The 17,766-nt window shown below is 66.9% G+C and carries 15 protein-coding genes; 8 read left to right on the top strand and 7 right to left on the bottom strand.

Annotation, left to right across the window (positions count from 1 at the left end; all coding sequences use genetic code 11):
• Positions 1–68 precede the first annotated feature (68 nt).
• The 5 genes from ptsP to V7S63_RS22090 all read left to right on the top strand — a co-directional run bounded on the left by ptsP (position 69) and on the right by V7S63_RS22090 (position 6,140).
• On the top strand, positions 69–2,336 hold the full coding sequence (gene ptsP, locus V7S63_RS22110; protein ID WP_336531788.1) for a phosphoenolpyruvate--protein phosphotransferase: 2,268 nt from the start codon (positions 69–71) through the stop codon (positions 2,334–2,336).
• Between the two features lie 62 nt (positions 2,337–2,398).
• Positions 2,399–3,484, top strand: coding sequence for a peptide chain release factor 1 (prfA, locus tag V7S63_RS22105; RefSeq protein WP_091834112.1), 1,086 nt, complete (start codon positions 2,399–2,401; stop codon positions 3,482–3,484).
• Positions 3,485–3,545: 61 nt separating this feature from the next.
• The gene (locus tag V7S63_RS22100; protein ID WP_336531787.1) at positions 3,546–3,791 is read left to right on the top strand and encodes a hypothetical protein; all 246 of its coding nucleotides are present in this window, start codon (positions 3,546–3,548) and stop codon (positions 3,789–3,791) included.
• Positions 3,792–3,819: 28 nt separating this feature from the next.
• Complete coding sequence (gene prmC, locus V7S63_RS22095; RefSeq protein ID WP_336531786.1) at positions 3,820–4,704, top strand: peptide chain release factor N(5)-glutamine methyltransferase; 885 nt, start codon at positions 3,820–3,822, stop codon at positions 4,702–4,704.
• A gap of 392 nt (positions 4,705–5,096) precedes the next feature.
• On the top strand, positions 5,097–6,140 hold the full coding sequence (locus tag V7S63_RS22090; RefSeq protein ID WP_336531785.1) for a DUF4167 domain-containing protein: 1,044 nt from the start codon (positions 5,097–5,099) through the stop codon (positions 6,138–6,140).
• A 56-nt stretch (positions 6,141–6,196) separates the two neighbouring features.
• On the opposite strand, the gene V7S63_RS22085 is transcribed toward V7S63_RS22090, so the two are convergent.
• Together V7S63_RS22085 and V7S63_RS22080 are read right to left on the bottom strand one after the other, a co-directional pair.
• Positions 6,197–6,985 carry an MOSC domain-containing protein gene (locus tag V7S63_RS22085; RefSeq protein WP_336531784.1) on the bottom strand — a complete coding sequence of 263 codons (789 nt, stop codon included), beginning with the start codon at positions 6,983–6,985 and terminating at the stop codon, positions 6,197–6,199.
• A 103-nt stretch (positions 6,986–7,088) separates the two neighbouring features.
• Positions 7,089–7,418, bottom strand: coding sequence for a DUF2293 domain-containing protein (locus V7S63_RS22080; protein WP_091834411.1), 330 nt, complete (start codon positions 7,416–7,418; stop codon positions 7,089–7,091).
• 181 nt (positions 7,419–7,599) lie between these two features.
• Here V7S63_RS22080 and clpB point away from each other — a divergent pair, with 181 nt between their 5' ends.
• Positions 7,600–10,221, top strand: a complete 2,622-nt coding sequence (gene clpB, locus V7S63_RS22075; protein ID WP_336531783.1) for an ATP-dependent chaperone ClpB — start codon at positions 7,600–7,602, stop codon at positions 10,219–10,221.
• 172 nt (positions 10,222–10,393) lie between these two features.
• Here the strand turns inward: clpB and V7S63_RS22070 are convergent, their stop codons facing one another.
• Positions 10,394–11,602, bottom strand: coding sequence for a M20 family metallopeptidase (locus V7S63_RS22070; protein ID WP_336531782.1), 1,209 nt, complete (start codon positions 11,600–11,602; stop codon positions 10,394–10,396).
• Between the two features lie 234 nt (positions 11,603–11,836).
• Here V7S63_RS22070 and V7S63_RS22065 point away from each other — a divergent pair, with 234 nt between their 5' ends.
• A complete protein-coding gene (locus V7S63_RS22065; protein WP_336531781.1) occupies positions 11,837–13,303 on the top strand; it encodes a methyl-accepting chemotaxis protein in 1,467 nt (488 codons plus the stop codon).
• Positions 13,304–13,337: 34 nt separating this feature from the next.
• Here V7S63_RS22065 and V7S63_RS22060 read toward each other — a convergent pair whose 3' ends face one another.
• Both V7S63_RS22060 and V7S63_RS22055 read right to left on the bottom strand, forming a co-directional pair.
• Positions 13,338–14,528, bottom strand: coding sequence for a pyridoxal-phosphate-dependent aminotransferase family protein (locus V7S63_RS22060; RefSeq protein WP_336531780.1), 1,191 nt, complete (start codon positions 14,526–14,528; stop codon positions 13,338–13,340).
• Between the two features lie 107 nt (positions 14,529–14,635).
• Positions 14,636–15,268 carry a LysE family translocator gene (locus tag V7S63_RS22055; protein ID WP_091834094.1) on the bottom strand — a complete coding sequence of 211 codons (633 nt, stop codon included), beginning with the start codon at positions 15,266–15,268 and terminating at the stop codon, positions 14,636–14,638.
• A 176-nt stretch (positions 15,269–15,444) separates the two neighbouring features.
• Between V7S63_RS22055 and V7S63_RS22050 the strand changes: the two genes are divergently transcribed.
• Positions 15,445–15,981, top strand: a complete 537-nt coding sequence (locus tag V7S63_RS22050) for a GNAT family acetyltransferase (RefSeq protein ID WP_336531779.1) — start codon at positions 15,445–15,447, stop codon at positions 15,979–15,981.
• 15 nt (positions 15,982–15,996) lie between these two features.
• Here the strand turns inward: V7S63_RS22050 and V7S63_RS22045 are convergent, their stop codons facing one another.
• Complete coding sequence (locus tag V7S63_RS22045) at positions 15,997–16,503, bottom strand: DinB family protein (RefSeq protein WP_336531778.1); 507 nt, start codon at positions 16,501–16,503, stop codon at positions 15,997–15,999.
• Between the two features lie 14 nt (positions 16,504–16,517).
• Positions 16,518–17,738 carry an NAD(P)/FAD-dependent oxidoreductase gene (locus V7S63_RS22040; RefSeq protein ID WP_336531777.1) on the bottom strand — a complete coding sequence of 407 codons (1,221 nt, stop codon included), beginning with the start codon at positions 17,736–17,738 and terminating at the stop codon, positions 16,518–16,520.
• Between the last annotated feature and the right edge of the window lie 28 nt (positions 17,739–17,766).

Here is a 17,766-nt window from a genome sequence, read left to right as displayed (position 1 = left end):
TTGCGGTGTCAGGTCTGCGGGGGGTATCCGGCTGAAACAGCCGTGGAGGCGGGCGGAGGGCTTTGTTGATGCGAGGCGCACTCGGGGGATCGGGCGTGCTGCTGCGCCGTCTCCGCGAGGTGATGGCGGCACCGGTCAGTCCGCAGGAGCGGCTCGACAGGCTCGTCGTCGTGATCGCCGGCAACCTCGTGGCCGAGGTGTGCTCGGTCTATGTCCTGCGTGAAGATTCCTCGCTCGAACTCTACGCCACCGAAGGCCTCAACCGCGAGGCGGTCCATCTCACCACCATGCGAGCCGGCGAAGGCCTCGTCGGCCTGATCGCCAGCGAGGCGGAACCGCTCGCGCTATCCGACGCGCAATCGCACCCGGCCTTCTCCTACCGCCCGGAGACCGGCGAAGAGATCTATCGCTCCTTCCTCGGCGTGCCGATCCTGCGCGGTGGAGCCGTGATGGGCGTGCTCGTCGTGCAGAACCGGGCCTCGCGCGTCTACAGCGAGGACGAGGTCGAGTCGCTGCAGACCACGGCCATGATCATGGCCGAGATGATCGCCGCCGGCGGGCTGAAGGCGCTGTCGAAGCCCGGCGCGACCATCGGGCTCGACCGGCCGATCCACAGCATCGGCACCACACTCGCCGACGGGGTCGGCCTCGGCCATGCCGTGCTGCACGAGCCGCGCGTCGCGATCACCAACCTGATCGCCGAGGACCCCGGCCGCGAGGTGCAGCGGCTGGAAGCGGCGATCGCGACGATGCGGCTCGCAATCGACGAGCTGATCGAGCGCGGCGACGTCGCCCATACCGGCGAGCATCGCGATGTGCTCGAGACCTTCCGCATGTTCGCGCACGACCAGGGCTGGCTGCGGCGGATGCGCGAAGTGGTGATGACCGGCCTCACCGCCGAGGCCGCGGTCGAACGCGTGCAGTCGGACACCCGCGCCAAGATGCTGCGCCAGACCGACCCTTATTTGCGCGAGCGCCTGCACGATCTCGACGACCTCGCCAACCGGTTGCTGCGCACGCTGGTCGGCAAGTCCAATGGCGTCACACGCGAGGATTTGCCCGAGAATGCCATCCTGATCGCGCGCTCGATGGGTCCGGCGGCGCTGCTCGACTATGACCGCCGGCATCTGCGCGGGGTCGTGCTCGAGGAGGGCGGCCCGACCAGCCATATCGCCATCGTGGCGCGCGCGCTCAACATCCCGGCGGTCGGCGAGATCGCCAACGCCACCGCACTGATCCAGGCAGGCGACGCCGTCATCGTCGACGGCCAGGCCGGCGAGGTGCAGATCAGGCCGCAGCCCGACGTCGAGAACGCCTACAAGGACAAGGCCCGCCTGCGCGCCCGCAAGCAGGAGCAGTATCGCAAGCTCAAGACGCAGGCCGCGGTGACCAAGGACGGCGTCGAGATCCAGCTGCAGATCAATGCCGGCCTGCTGGTCGATATGGCCAATCTCGAGGAGACGAACGCCGCCGGCGTCGGCCTCTTCCGCACCGAACTGCAGTTCATGGTGGCACAGCACATGCCGACCACGGCCGAGCAGCAGGCGCTCTACGATGCGGTGCTCAAGGTCGCGAACGGCCGCCCGGTGACGTTCCGGACGCTCGACATCGGCGGCGACAAGGTGCTGCCCTATATGGAGCGGCTGGAAGAGGAAAACCCGGCGCTGGGCTGGCGTGCCATCCGCATCGGCCTCGACCGCCCCCGGCTGCTGCGTGCGCAGGTGCGGGCCCTGCTGCGGGCCGGCGCCGGCAGCGATATGAAGATCATGCTGCCCATGGTGGCCACGGTGAACGAGTTCCTGCGCGCACGCACGCTGGTGCGGCGCGAGCTGGACATGCTGGAGCGCGACGGCCGCCCGGCGCCGGCCAGCCTGAAGCTCGGCGTCATGGTCGAAGTGCCTTCGCTGCTGTTCGAGCTGCCGGAAATCGCGCGCGAAGCGGATTTCCTCTCGATCGGCACCAACGACCTGATGCAGTTCCTGTTCGCGGCCGATCGCGAGAACAAGCGTGTCTCCGATCGCTTCGACCCGCTCGGCATTGCCGGCCTGCGCGCGCTGCGCAACATCGTCGAAGAAGCCGGCAAGGTGAACTGCCCGGTCACCGTCTGCGGCGAGATGGGCGGCAAGCCGATCGAGACGCTGGCGTTGATCGCGCTCGGCTATCGCTCTTTTTCAATGTCGGCAGCGTCGGTCGGCCCGGTCAAGGCGATGCTGCGCGCGCTCGACGCCGGCAAGGCGCGCCAGCGCCTCGACGCCTGGATGTCCTCTTCCGATAGCGCCGCCAGCCTGCGCCCACTGCTCGCCGCCCTCGCCGCCGAGATGAAGGTGCCGGTCTAGCGACGCTTCACTCGCGGATCGCGCAGGCCTCCCCGTTTTTCCGTTCAGATCGTTTCCGCATCATGTCGCTCCAGCTCCCGCAAGACCGCCTCGACTCGATCGTCGCCCGCCATGCCGCGGCGAGCGAGGCCATCAACCATGCGACCGAGGCGGCCCGCGTCGTCGAACTGTCCAAGGAACTCGCCGAGCTCGATCCCGTCGTCGCGGCGATTGCCGCCTGGCGCAAGGCACAGTCCGGGCTGGAGGAGGCGCTGGCGATGATCGACGACCCCGCCACCGACGCCGAGATGCGCGATCTCGCCTATGAGGAGCGCGATGCGGCCAGGGCCGAGATCGAGGGGCGCGCCCGCGAGATCCTGATCGCGCTGCTACCCAAGGACGCTGCCGACGAGCGCGGCGTCATCCTCGAAATCCGCGCCGGCACGGGCGGCGACGAGGCTTCGCTCTTCGCCGGCGACCTCCTGCGCATGTACCAGCGCTATGCCGCCGGCAAGAGCTGGAGCGTCGACATCCTGACCGAGAGCGAGGGCACGGTGGGCGGCTTCAAGGAGGTCATCGCCGAAATCGCCGGCAAGGGTGTCTATGCCAGGCTGAAGTACGAATCCGGGGTGCACCGCGTGCAGCGCGTGCCGGACACCGAGACGAGCGGGCGCATCCACACCTCGGCCGCGACCGTCGCCATGCTGCCGCTCGCCGGCGAGGTCGACGTCAACCTCGACGAGAAGGATCTGCGCATCGACACGATGCGGGCCCAGGGCGCCGGGGGCCAGCACGTCAACAAGACCGAGTCGGCCGTCCGCCTCACCCACATCCCGACCGGCACCGTCGTGCTGGTCCAGGACGAGCGCTCGCAGCACAAGAACAAGGCGCGCGCCTACGAGCTGATGCGGGCCAAGCTCTATGACATGGAGCGCAGTCGCGCCGATGCCGAGCGCTCGGCCGATCGGCGCTCGCAGGTCGGCTCCGGCGACCGCTCGGAGCGCATCCGCACCTACAACTTCCCGCAGGGGCGCGTCACCGACCACCGCATCAACCTCACCCTCTACAAGCTCGACGAGATGATGCAGGGGCTGGTGCTCGACGAGATCATCGATGCGCTGACCGCCCAGCGGCAGGCCGAGTTGCTCGCCGAGCAAGGCAGCGTGTGAAACCTTCGCCGCTCTCCCGCGTTCTGGACGCATCGACTGTTTCCACGGGGAGGATCGAGAGATGAAAGTCCTGTTCAGCGCCATTGCCCTTGCCGCCGCCGTCGCCTTCGCGCCGGTGTCCGCGGGCGCCCAGGAGCGGACCGCGAAGAAGGTTCTGAGCGGCGAACCGGCAACGCTGCAGAAGGCCAAAACGCAGTCGCAGGCCCGGCGCGATTGTCAGCGTCAGTATCGCGGCGCTAAGGAAAGCAAGTCCGCCCTGCGGATCAAGATCAACGCCTGCGTCCAGGAAGGCATGCAGGGCAATTGACCGGCCGCGTGCCGGCCCAAGGATACGCTTGACCGGCACGGCCAAACCGACCGACGGAAACGCGCCCGTTGCCTTGCCGGCAGCGGGCGAAAGCATTTCTGCAGCCCGGAAGGCGATCGCGCTCGTCTTGAAGCGCGGCGGCATCGCCGATTTCACCTTCGAAGCCCGTATCCTGATCGAGGACCTCGCCGGCGGCAGCGATCCGATCGACGAGGCTGCTGCCATCAGGCTCACCGATGCGCTTGCTCGGCGCCTCGCCGGCGCCCCGCTCTGGCGCATCCTCGGCGCCCGCGAGTTCTGGGGCCTGAGCTTCGCCCTCTCGCCGGGCACGCTGGAGCCGCGTCCGGATAGCGAGACCCTGATCGAGGCGGCGCTCAGCCATCTCGCACCGCGCCGGCACGAGAGGCTGCGCGCGCTCGACCTCGGCACCGGAACGGGCTGCCTTCTGATCGCAGCCTTGCGCGAATTTCCGCAGGCGACCGGGCTCGGGATCGACCTGTCGCCGGATGCGGTCGCGACCGCGACGGGCAATGCCGCGCGCAACGGCGTCGCTGAGCGCGCCGCCTTTCGTCAGGGCAACTGGACTGCCGGGATCGACGAGCGCTTCGACCTCATCCTGTCGAATCCGCCCTATATCGGCAGCGCCGAGATCGCTGGCCTGGACCCCAATGTGCGCGAGCACGATCCGCTGCTCGCCCTCGACGGCGGCCCGGACGGCCTTACCACCTATCGCGCCCTCGCCGCTGCCCTGCCCGACCATCTGCATCCTGGCGGTCTCGTCATCCTGGAGATCGGCGCCGGACAGGAAGAGGCTGTCATCGCACTGATGGAGCAGGCGGGCTTGCACCATCTTGCGTCCCATCGCGATCTCGGCGGCCATATTCGCGGCCTCGTCTTCGGGCATCGTCGATGAGCCGTGCACAGCAAGCTGCGCGAATTTGCTTGGAACAGGCCGCAAAACCAGCTATGCACGCATGGTCTTGAAGACAGTGTCGACAGCTCATGACCTTTGGCTGGGCCCTGCCGAGCAGACCAAGCCCTCGGATCACTGCGAGAATCGACGTTACTGACATAGCGAGACCGAGACTTCGAATGCGCGAGACAGCCATTCGGAGGGGGAGCCGGTAAGGCTCCAGTGGAAAGAGCGCGTGAAGACCCATATCGGCGCAGAGCCCTTTCAGGTCGAATTTCCTACGCACGGCGTCGCAACCCGCCGCGTGTCACGACGCGCATGACGACCTCAAGGTTGCTTTGAATGAACGGAACGCGAGACAGACGCGAATGAGACCAGGTCAGAACCGGCGCATGCGCGGCCGTAGCAACAATAATAACAATAACAACAGCAACAACGGCAATCGTAAGTCACCCAATCCGCTGCAGCGCAGCTACGAGTCGAACGGCCCGGACGTCAAGGTCAGGGGCACGGCGCAGAATGTGGCGGAGAAGTATCTCCAGCTCGCTCGCGATGCGCAATCCTCCGGCGATCCGGTTGCGGCTGAGAACTATTTCCAGCATGCCGAACACTATTATCGCATTCTGCTCGCTGCCCAGGAGCAGATGACGCAGCAGTTCGGCCACAGCTTCCAGCCGAACCGCGCCTTCGTCGAAGACGCTGACGACGGCGAGGAGGAAGGCGAGGAAGACGTCAGCTTCCAGGGCGGCCAGCAGCAGGGCGAGCGCCAGTTCAATGGCAATGGCGTGAACGGCCATGGCGGCCAGCGCCAGGAGGGCGAGGAAGGCGAAGGCGGCATCCAGAACAACGGCCAGCGCTTCGACCGGACCAATAACAATAATAACCGCCCTGAGCGCAATTTCGACCGGAACGGCCAGCGCCGCTTCGACCGGAACGATCGGAACGATCGCCAGGATCGTGGCGATCGTCCGGATCGCGGCGAACGCCAGGACCGCGGCGAGCGTCGCTTCGAGCGCCCCGAGGGCCAGAACGGTTCCTACGCTCCGCGCCCCGAGGCTCAGCCCGGTGCCGAGCAGCCGGACATCGCACCCGTCCAGCCGCCGGTCGAGCAGCGTCGCTTCGAGCGCCCGGACCGTCCGCCGCGCGGCGAGCGTCCTTCGCGCCGTGACCGCGATGAGGCTCGCGCCAGCAACACAAACGAGGAGCAGGATGTCGCCCCGGCGCTCCCGGCCTTCCTGACCACGCCGACCCGCGTGCCGATCGCAATCGCGGAAGAGCCTGCAGCTCCGGTCGTCGTTACAGCTGCCCCGGCCGAAGCCGCGGAAGGCGCGCCTGAGACTGGCGAGAAGCCAAAGCGCCGGGCGCCCCGGCGGCGCTCGCCGCGCGAGGTGATGGACGCGCTCGGCGGCGACGGCGGCGAGCCCCCGGCCGAGTGACCCCGCCAAAGACATCAGGATCGTTCAGAGAGGGCCCGAAAGGGCCCTCTTTCTTTTCAGGCGACGCCGAGCGCTGCCGGCTCGCTGGCCTCGACCAGCGTCAGCCGCTCACCCTCGGCCAGTGCGCCACCAGCGACGATCCGGCAATAGATGCCGCAATCGACATGGCCGTAGCCCTTCATCAGCGCTTTCGGGATCTGCAGGTCGCGCGCGCCCGTCACAGGGTCGACATTTGTCGCGGCGCAGCGCTCGATCCGCTTGATCACCTGGAGTCGCAGGCCCGACGGCGCGACAAGTTCGCGGTCGGCCAGATCGAGCTCGGCCCAGGCCGGCAGGCCCTCGACCATGATATTGCCGCGGAAGCGCAGCGGATCGACGGGAACGCCGAGCCGCGTCTCCAGGTCGGCGACGCTGGCGAGGTTGATGATCGAGACGAAGCCCGAGCGTGAATCGGTGAAACGGTAGCCCTCCGGCGCGGCCAGCAGGCGCGGCTCGCCGCGCAGTTCCTCCGACATGAAGGCTTTGAAGAAGGCGCTGAGCTGTTCGCGGCCGGCAGCGGTCTGGGTGGCGATCCTGGTCTCTCCATCATCATGGCCGATGACGAGATCGCCGCTGGCGTCCTCGTACCGCGTGCGCAGGCGCGCCAGCGATTCGTTGCGCATCAGCATCAGGTATTTGATCTTCGGCTGATGCGCTGGCTCGGCCGGGTCGAAGCCGGAGAGCCCGTTCTCGATGGCGAAGAGCCGGTCGCCGGGGAAGTAGCCACCTGTCGGCAATTCGGCCCGGCTCAGCCGCTCCGGCGACAGGCCTTTGACCGGATAGCGATACAGCGAAGCGACGCGCATGGGCCCTGCCCTTCCGATTGCGAGGGCGGAAAGTGCCATGCAGGACACCGCGACGCCACCGCCTACGGGCCTCACAGTCGATGAAAGGATTGCATCGATCCGATCAATGCGACTGCTCCGCGCCCTCCTCGGCCTCTTCGTCCAGAATCGAGCGCTGGCAGCCCCAGCCCGAAAGCACATCATCGATGGCGTCGACGACGAAAAAGCGGGCGGCGTCGCGCTCATAGCCCTCGGCGAGCAGGCTGTCGTAGTCGGTATGGGCGTGCCGGACATGGGAACCGAGCGCGAGCCAGAGCGCGGTCGAAGGCGGCAGCGCCTTCATCTGGACCCGGCCGGCGAGCGCCAGCACCGCCTCGGCGTCGAGCAGCGGGATGCCGGGCACGAGCGTCCGCAACGCCTTTCGAATCGCCTGCTGCCGCTTCGTGCCGACCATGCCGGCAGGCTGGGCGCAGGCGTTGACGATCGTCAATGTCAAAGCTGCGTCCTTCCCCTTACGTTGCGCGAAAGCAACACTATCTTTGAGGACGAGGGGCCGCCCATCAGGGGGCCCTATCCCATCGAAAAGCAGCCGGCTCCGCCGCTTCGGGGCGCGACTGGCGTGCGGAGGTAGCCGAATGAACATCGAGAAATATACCGACCGGGCAAAGGGTTTCCTGCAGGCCGCGCAGACGATTGCCATGCGCGAAGGGCATCAGCAATTCACGCCCGAGCATCTGCTGAAGGCACTGCTCGACGACAGCGAGGGCATGGCTTCCGGCTTGGTCGACCGGGCCGGCGGGCAGTCGCGGCTCGCGAAGCAGCAGATCGACGCGGCGCTCGCCAAGCTCCCGAAGGTGAGCGGCGCAGGCGCCAACAGCCTGCACCTGACGCCCGCATTGGCACGTGTCTTCGACACGGCCGAGAAGGCAGCGGAGAAGGCCGGCGACAGCTTCGTCACGGTCGAGCGGCTGCTGCTTGCGCTGGCGATCGAGAAGGACAGCGAGGCCGGCAAGATCCTCGCCAAGGCCGGCGTCACGCCGCAGGGGCTGAATGCCGCGATCGAAGCGATCCGCAAGGGCCGTACCGCCGACTCCGCCTCTGCCGAGCAGGGCTATGACGCCCTGAAGAAGTATGCGCGCGACCTCACCGCCGCGGCCCGCGACGGAAAGCTCGACCCTGTCATCGGACGCGACGAGGAGATCCGTCGCACCATCCAGGTGCTGAGCCGCCGCACCAAGAACAATCCGGTGCTCATCGGCGAGCCCGGCGTCGGCAAGACCGCGATCGCCGAGGGCCTCGCGCTGCGCATCGTCAATGGCGACGTGCCCGAGAGCCTGAAGGACAAGGAATTGCTTGCACTCGACATGGGCGCGCTGATCGCCGGTGCGAAATATCGCGGCGAGTTCGAGGAACGGCTGAAGGCCGTGCTCTCCGAGGTCTCGGCCGCGGCTGGTGGAGTCATCCTGTTCATCGACGAGATGCACACCCTGGTCGGCGCCGGCAAGACCGACGGCGCCATGGATGCCTCCAATCTGCTGAAGCCCGCCCTGTCTCGCGGCGAATTGCACTGCGTCGGCGCGACCACGCTCGACGAGTATCGCAAGTATGTCGAGAAGGATGCAGCGCTGGCGCGGCGCTTCCAGCCCGTCTTCGTCGACGAGCCGACGGTCGAGGACACGATCTCGATCCTGCGCGGCCTGAAGGAGAAGTACGAGCAGCATCACCGCGTTCGCATCACCGACTCGGCGCTGGTCTCGGCCGCGACGCTGTCGAACCGCTACATCACCGACCGCTTCCTGCCCGACAAGGCGATCGACCTCGTCGACGAGGCCTCGGCGCGGCTGCGCATGCAGGTCGACTCCAAGCCCGAGGAACTCGACTCGATCGACCGCGAGATCGTCCGGCTCAAGATCGAGCAGGAGGCACTGAAGAAGGAAAGCGATGCCGGCTCGAAAGAGCGGCTGAAGCGGCTCGAATCCGAGCTCGCCGAGCTCGAAGCGCGCTCGGCCGCGATCACCGCGACCTGGAAGGCCGAGAAAGACAAGCTCGGCCACGCAGCGGAGATCAAGACCAAGCTCGACAGCGCCCGCAACGAGCTCGCCCAGGCGCAGCGCAAGGGCGAGTACCAGCGCGCCGGCGAGCTCGCCTATGGCGAGATTCCTCAGCTCGAGAAGGCGCTCGCCGAGATCGAGGCGAAGGGCGACACCTCCGGCATGGTCGAGGAGGCGGTAACGCCGGACCATGTCGCGCAGGTCGTCAGCCGCTGGACCGGCGTGCCGGTCGACAGGATGCTGGAGGGCGAGAAAGAGAAGCTGCTGCTTATGGAGCAGAGCCTCGGCAACCGCGTCGTCGGTCAGGCCGAAGCAGTCGAAGCCGTCTCCAAGGCTGTCAGGCGCGCCCGCGCCGGCTTGCAGGATCCGAACCGGCCGATCGGCTCGTTCATGTTCCTCGGCCCGACGGGCGTCGGCAAGACCGAGCTGACCAAGGCGCTGGCGTCGTTCCTGTTCGACGACGATACCGCCATGGTCCGCCTCGACATGTCCGAATACATGGAGAAGCACTCGGTCAGCCGGCTGATCGGGGCGCCTCCGGGCTATGTCGGCTATGAGGAAGGCGGGGCACTGACCGAAGCGGTCCGGCGCCGGCCCTACCAGGTCGTGCTGTTCGACGAGGTCGAGAAGGCGCATCCGGACGTGTTCAACGTCCTGCTGCAGGTGCTCGACGACGGGCGCCTGACCGACGGCCAGGGCCGCACGGTCGACTTCCGCAACGTACTGATCATCATGACCTCCAACCTCGGCTCGGAGTTCCTGGTGAACCAGCCGGAAGGGCAGGACAGCGACGTCGTGCGCGACGAGGTGATGGGCGTAGTCCGCCACGCCTTCCGGCCGGAGTTCCTGAACCGGATCGACGACATCATCCTGTTCCATCGCCTGCGGCGCTCGGATATGGGTGCGATCGTCGACATCCAGATGGCCAGGCTCGGCAAGCTCCTGGTCGACCGCAAGATCACGCTCGACCTCTCAGAGGATGCGCGCGACTGGCTGGCGGAGAAGGGCTACGATCCCGCCTATGGCGCGCGCCCGCTGAAGCGCGTGATCCAGAAGTCGGTGCAGGACCCGCTGGCGGAGCTGCTGCTCGCGGGTGCGATCCGCGATGGCGAGACCGTGCCGGTCACGGTCGGTCCGGCCGGACTGATGCTCGGCGAGTTCACCGCCGCGACCGAGCACCGGCCGGCAGGGGTGGCGCTGAACTGAACCTTCGCTCAGTCATCAAGACGAAGGGCGCCGCTCACGCGGCGCCCTTTTCTTTCTAGGGCGTCATTCTCGACCGCAGCGAAGCGTAGAGCCGAGAATCTGGGGATGAGAAGGCGTTGAGCGGAGCCTCCTCTCGCCGAGATGCTCGGGTCAAGCCCGAGCATGACGTATGTCATTCCAGCCTGGCCGCGGTGCGCATCACCGCCAGCGCCAGCGTCTGCGCCGCCGGAACGATGCTCTCGACCTCCAGGAACTCGTCCGGCGTGTGGGCCATGCCGCCGACCGGGCCGACGCTGCACAAGGTCGGGCAGCCCTGCGCCGCCGTGAAACCGGAATCGGCGCAGCCGCCAGTGTATTCCGCCGTCACAGCGATGCCGAGGCCGGCGGCCGCCTCGCGATAGGTGTCGTAGAGCACGAGCGAATCCGGCGTCTGCTCCAGCGGCACGAACTCCCCCTTGATGATCAGCTTCGCCGACGAGCCCTCGACCACCGGCGTCTCGACGATGCCGCGGATCGCCTCGACCAATTCTTCTCGCTGAGCCGCCGTCTTGTAGCGCAGGTCGATCTCGCACCAGGCCGAGGGCGCGACGGTGTTGACGGTCTGGCCGCCACCGATCAGCCCGACATTGACGGTGACGCCGGCGGCAAGATCGGTCAGCCCCTGCAGACGCGGGATCTTGTGGCCGAGATCGACGATGGCCGAGATGCCCTTCTCGTAGTTGGCGCCGGAATGGGCCGCCTTGCCCAGGAACTCGGCCCGCATGAAGACGCCGCCCTTGCGGCCCGACGTGATCGACTGCTTGTGATCGCGGCCGTAGTCCGTCCCTGTCGGCAGCCGGCTTGGCTCGGCGTTGAAGACGCAGCGCGACTCGCGCGCCGCCGCCTCGATCACCGGCCGCGAGGACGGCGAAGCGATCTCCTCGTCGCTGGTGGTCAGCATCAGCAGCGGCGCCTTGAGGCCGCCATTGGCGGCGAAGGCGGCGGCGACGAAGGCTTCGATCACGAGCCCGGCCTTCATGTCGGCGACGCCTGGCCCATAGGCGCGGCCATCGCGGAGGGTAAAGGGCCGGCGGCTCGGCTCGCCCTCGGGGAAGACCGTATCGCGATGGCCGAGCAGCAGGATCGGCCGCTGGTCGTTCGCGGTCGGATTGGGCAGGCGCGCCTTGACCGCATCGCCATAGCGCGCATCCGGCACGATCTCGACGGAGAGGCCGTTCGCCTCATGGAAGCGGGCCAGCACCTGTCCGGCCCGGTCGACGCCGGCCTTGTCATAGGAGCCCGAGTCGGTATCGACCATCTCGCGCAGCAGATCGATCATCGCCTGCTTGCGCTCGCCGAGCCAGGCGAGGATGCGGGCTTCTTCCTGTGTCGTGTCGGTCATGGTCGACTTCCGTCTCGTGAGATGGCGGCGAGCTTACCCAAGCCGTTCCGGCGACGATAGGAGCAGCGTGCAAGCCCGCCAGACCTCGGGCGCGGCCGGAATATGCGGCGATTCCGCCGACAGCGAACCTATGGTTAAGCGAAAATTCAGCGTGATGGGACAGGCTGACAAGGGGGACTGGCCTGTCGACCGCTATCGGCCATTTCCGAACAGCGCTCACAGGCCAACGCCCGCATGCAGACCGATTCCGCCGCGACCTATCTGACGCAGCTGCGTTTGCGCGTCGGCGGCGCCTTGACCTTGCTGCTCTGGCTCTTCGTGCCGCTCACCATGCTGTCCTGGTTCGTCACCGGGGGCGCCGGCTCACTCACGCCCCTCCTGATCACGATCGGACTGGCGGCCTTCGCGACCCTGGTCTGGCGGTCCAACCCGACCGGCATGGTGACGCAGATCATCCTCTCGCTGAGCAGCACCGGTAGCGCCCTTGCCTTCACCTACGCGCTCAAGGGCGCTGGCTGGCATGAGGTGAGCGACTCCGTGCTGCTCATCATGCTGACGCTCTCGGCCGGCTGGTGCGCCTGGCAGCCGCTGGTCGCCACGGCGGTCTTGGCGCTTGGCCATGGCAGCCTCATAGGTGCTTTGCTCTCCCGGCCGGGCACGACCCTGCAAGGAGACGCGCTCTTCCTCATCGGAGTCATCGTCCAGCTCGGGCTGCTGCTCTGGATCATCCGGCAGCAGAGCCAAACACTCACGGCCGCAGGCGACATGGCTGCGCAGGCGCGGGACGACGCCATGGCTCAAGCCGAGGAACTGCACCAGGCGCAGCTGCACGACATGGAGCGCGAAGCTGCCCGGCGCCAGACGACCCGGGACATCGTCGCCGGCTTCAACACGCAGTTCCTTGCGACACTCGACACGGTTCTGCAGGATATCCGCGACCTCAAGGGCCGCGCCGCCTCCCTGAACGAGATCGCCGATATCGCCAATGGCGAGGTCTCCGCCGTGGCCTCGACCTCGGAGGAATCCTCGCGCAACGTCTCGGATGTCGCCACCGCGACAGAACAGCTTTCGACCGCGATCACGGCGATCGACCGGCAGCTCGCTACCACCCAGGCGCTGGTCGCCGACATGAACGGCAGCGCCCGAACCACCGCCGGCTCGGTCGACGTGCTCGACCGGGCGGTGCAGCGCATTGACGGCATCGTCGCCCTGATCCGCGGCATCGCCGGGCAGACCAATCTTCTGGCGCTCAACGCGACGATCGAAGCAGCGCGCGCAGGCGACGCCGGCAAGGGCTTTGCCGTCGTCGCCGGCGAGGTCAAGAGCCTGTCGCATCAAACCGCGATCGCGACGCAGGACATCGCCGGACAGATCGCCGAAATCAAGCAGGCGACCTCCGGCGTGGTCGAGACCATCGCCAAGCTGACGGCAGGCATGACCGACATGGACGAACGGACGATCTCGATCGCGGCAGCGCTGGAGGAACAGGGCCAAATGACCCATGTCATCAGCCGCAGCATCGCCGAGGTCGCGACCGGCACTGAATATCTGGCCCAGACCACCAACAACATCCGCGGCTCGGCCAACCAGACCCATGAGGTCGCGAGCGCGGTGCTCGCCTCGACCACGGCACTCGAAGGCAAGGCCGAAGAGCTCGAAAGCGCCGTTCACCAGTTCCTGCAGCGCGTCTCGGCGGCTTGAAACGGTAGCCTGGCGATCCGCCTCGGCAGCGCGATCAGGCCGCCACCTCGCGCGCATGGGCGCCAAGGTAGGCAATGGCAGCCGCGACACCGCCCTCCCCGTGCGGGATGCCCTTCGCCTGCAGCGCCATCTCGACAGCGCTCAGGCTGCCCAGCACCATCGGCGCGTTGACATGGCCCATATGAGCGATGCGGAACGCCTTGCCGGTGAGATCGCCGATGGCGAGGCCGAGCGTGACGCCGCAGACCTCTCTCGCATAGTCGGTGATGACGGTCGGATCGCCATCGACGAGGATGGTGGTGACCGAGGGGGCGCGCTGCGACGGCTCGACGACGTTGAAGCTCAGCGCCTGGCCTTCAGCCCATTTCGACATCGCGGCCTGCGTCGCAGCCGCCAGCAGGGCGTGACGCCGCCAGGCGGCTTCGAGGCTCTCGGCGAAGATCATGTCGAGCGCGGCGCGCAGGCCGAACATCAGATGCTCGGGCGGCGTACCGCAATGCTTCATGTAGAGCAGCGGGTCCATCCGCGCGGTCCAGTCCCAATAGGGCGTGCGTATGGTCGCCTGCCGGTGCGCATGCAGCGCCTTGGCGTTCGCTGCGACGAAGGCGAGGCCCGGCGGGGTCATCAGCCCCTTCTGCGAAGCGGACATCGCGACATCGACGCCGAAGCTGTCCATATCGAACGGCATGCAGCCGAGGGCCGCGACGCCATCGACCATGTATAGTGCCGGATGGCCGGCGGCATCGATGGCGCGGCGGATCGCTTCGATGTCGTTGACCACGCCGGAGGCGGTGTCGATCTGGACCGTCAGCACAGCCTTGATCGCGTGGTCCTTGTCCTGCCGCAGGCGCTCTTCAACTGCCGCCGGATCGACCGCCGCGCGCCAGGAACCGGCGAGCACCTCGACATCGGCGCCCATGAACCGCGCCATCTCGCCCCAGCCGATGGCGAAGCGGCCGCTGGCGAGCACCAGGATCTTGTCGCCGCGCGAGAGGACATTGGTCAGCGCCGCCTCCCAGCCGCCATGGCCATTGGCAGCGTAGAGGAACGTTTCGCCCGTCGTGCGGAAGACAGCCTTGAGATCGGCCAGGAGAGACTCCGTCAGATCAACGATCGTCTTCGAGGCAAGCTCCTCGGCCGGGCGCATCATCGCCTGGAGAACGCGATCGGGAATATTGGTCGGGCCCGGCATTGCGAGCAGGACCCGGCCATTGGCAACACTCATGAAGACCCCCGCCTTACGCTTCGGATCGGACCCGCTGAACAAGCAGCAATCCGACGGCGCGATGCACAAACCCTATGAACGGTGCAGAAATCGTTGCGCGCGGCTTGTCAGCGGCGCGCTTCGGCCGCCATGCGCACGGCAAAGCCGGCGAGCATCGTCGCCATCACCCAGCGCTGCACCAGCGCCCAGAACGGGCGCGTGCGCAGGAAGATCGCGATGCCACCGGCGGCGAAGGTGATCAGCGTATTGACGCTGACGGAGACGGTGATCTGGATGAAGCCGAGGACGATCGACTGCGTCAGCACGCTGCCCGCAGCCGGATCGATGAACTGCGGCAGCAGCGCCAGGTAGAACATCGCGATCTTCGGGTTCAGCAGACTGGTGAGGAAGCCCATCATGAAGAGCTTGCGCGGCCCGTCATGCTTGAGCTCGCGCACATGGAAGGGCGAGCTGCCGCCCGGCCGGACCGCCTGCCAGGCGAGCCAGAGCAGGTAGGCCGCGCCGGCGAGGCGCAGCGCGTCATAGGCGAAAGGCACTGCAAACAGCAGTGCGGTGATGCCGAAGGCCGCGCAGAAGACATAGAAGACGAAGCCGAGCGCGATGCCGCCGAGCGAGATCAGCCCGGAAGCCGGCCCCTGCGCGATCGAGCGCGAGATCAGGTAGATCATGTTCGGCCCTGGCGTCAGCACCATGCCGAAGGCGAGCAGGATGAAGGCGATCAGGTTGCTCGTATCGATCATGGCGCGCTCCGGCCGCAAGGTGCGCGACCATGGCATTGCCGGTGAAACGCCCGCAAGGCGCAACCCATGACGCGGCTGCATCGCCGCCATCCAGCTCCGGCTTCCCTGGCAGCAGATGGCGGGAACGAGTCGCCGCCTGCCGGGTTCATGGGCATCATCTCGGGGGGATACACGCCATGACCTTGTTCAGCCGCCTGCTCTATTCCGGCATCGCCGGCTCCTTGCTGCTGGCCTCCTTGCTGCTGATGGCGGTCGCGATCTCGCGCACCTTCATCGGCTTTCGAACCGGCGAAGGTGCGCTCGACACGATGCTCGACGGGATCGGGCTGGTGATCATCGCGGTCGCCGTCGCCGATGTCGGCAAGTTCCTGTTCGAAGAGGAGGTCATCGCCGACCGCGAACTGCGGCGGCCGGCGGAAGCGCGCGGCTCGCTGACCAAGTTCATGACGATCATCATCGTCGCGCTCAGCCTGGAGTCGCTGGTGCTGATCACGAAGGCGGCGCGCGACAAGCCGGCCGACATCCTGTTCCCGTCCCTGCTGATGCTCGTCGCGGTGGCGGCGCTGGTCGGGCTCGGCCTGTTCCAGAAGCTCAGCCAGCATGCGACGGCGGCGATCCCCGACGATGTCGGGGACGACGAAGACGAGCCGAAGAAAGTTGAGAGCGCAAAGTCGTCACGGCCGCCACGACGTCCGCAACGTGCAAAGACCTGACCGGGAATCGGCGGCTCAGACCTTCAGCTCGACCAGCATCAGGTCGGTATCATCCGGCTTCGCCCCCGCCGCCGTCAGCATGGCGTGGGCCTGGCCGCGGTGATGGGTCTGGTGATTGAAGAAGTGCATGACGAGAATCGGTGCCGGCATCGTCATTTCACTCCCGGTCAGGCCCGAGAACCAGGTCACGTTCCCTGAGAGCCACTCCGGCGAGAGGTCCTCCGCCCAACCCCGAATCGTCCCGTCGACATCGTGGCGTGCAACCTTCAGCTCCTCCCAGTCCTCGATCATCCGCGAGGACTCGCGGTTGGGCACGGTCGGCTTCGGCGTTCCGGCAAAGCGCGACAGCCACATCCGGTCGGCCCAGAGCAGATGGCAGAAGGTGCCGTGGATCGAGCCGAAGAAGGCGCCGCGATCCTGCCGACGCGCTTCGTCGCTGAGCGTGTCGGCGGCGCCATAGAGGCTGCGGTTCTGCCAGCGATTATAGCGCGCCATGGTCGCGACATAGGCCGTGTCGATCATGACGCGTACTCCCTTCAGATGATGTTCGCCTCGCGCAGCGGCTTGCCGGCGGCGATTCGCTCATGGCCGAGATCGGCGAGGTCGAGCGTGAGGTAACGACCGTTGACGATATGCTCGGCAAGGCCGCGGCCGACCGCCGGCGATTGCTGCAGGCCATGGCCCGAGAAACCGTTGGCGAGGTAGAGATTCGGCACGCCGACGGCAGGGCCGAGGATGGCATTGCCGTCGAGGCCGTTCATGTCATAGGGACCGGCCCAGGCGCGGCCGGGCTTGATCGCCTCGAAAGCGGGCACGCGATGAGCGAGCGGCGCCCAGACATATTCCTCGAAGAAGGACCAGTCGACATCCTCGACATCGGCGTCGGTCTCGACCCATTCGCGGTCGAGCTCTTCCGGCGGCGAGGAGCCGCAGATGAACATCTGCGCCTCATTGCCGCGGTTGCCCTCGGGGCGGACATAAGCGCCGGAGGTGTCGATCAGCAGCGGGCAATTGTCGACCTCGCCCTTGCAGGTGAAGCTGTAGACATAGCGCTTCATCGACTTCACGGGGATGGTGACACCGGCGGTCGCGGCGAGCCTGGCGCCATGGGTACCTGACGCGTTGACCGCGGCGGCGCAGGCGATGCGGCTGCCATCGGCCAGCTCGACGCCGGTGACGCGGCCGCCTTCGACGACGTAACCAGCGACTTCGCCCTGGCGGTATTCGACGCCGAGCGACCGTGCCTTCTTGCGGAAGGCCTGCAGCAGGGCCCAGCCGTCGAACCAACCCTCGCCGCTGACGCCATAGGTGCCGCAGAGGAGATCCGAGGTATTCAGCCAGCCGAATTTGCTGCGCAGCATCTCTGCAGCATAAAGCGCAATATCGGCGCCTTCCTGCTGCTGAAGCTTTTGATTCTGCTCAAGAACCTTACGCCCCTCATCGCCGGCGACGTAGAGATAGCCGCCCTCGTGCAGATCGATCGACGGGGCCTCGCCATCCACAGAGAGGTGCTGGCCGATATTACGCAAAAACTCGATACCGAAGAGCGAGACGCGGATATTCACCGCGCTGGAGAACTGCTGGCGGATCGAGGCGGCAGAGAGCGCCGAGGCCGAAAGCCGATAGGTCGGATCCTTCTCGACGACGATGACCTTGCCCTTGAATCCGGGATCGCTGGCGAGGTGATAGGCGACGGAAGAGCCGATCGCGGCGCCTCCTACGATGACGATGTCGGCCGAGGCTGGAGCGGAAGACATGGATGACCTGCGCAAGCGATGGTTCGTG

Source organism: Allobosea sp. CCNWLY174, assembly GCF_037120455.1.
Lineage (GTDB): Bacteria > Pseudomonadota > Alphaproteobacteria > Rhizobiales > Beijerinckiaceae > Allobosea > Allobosea lupini.
This window is presented reverse-complemented; position numbering and strand designations above follow the sequence as displayed.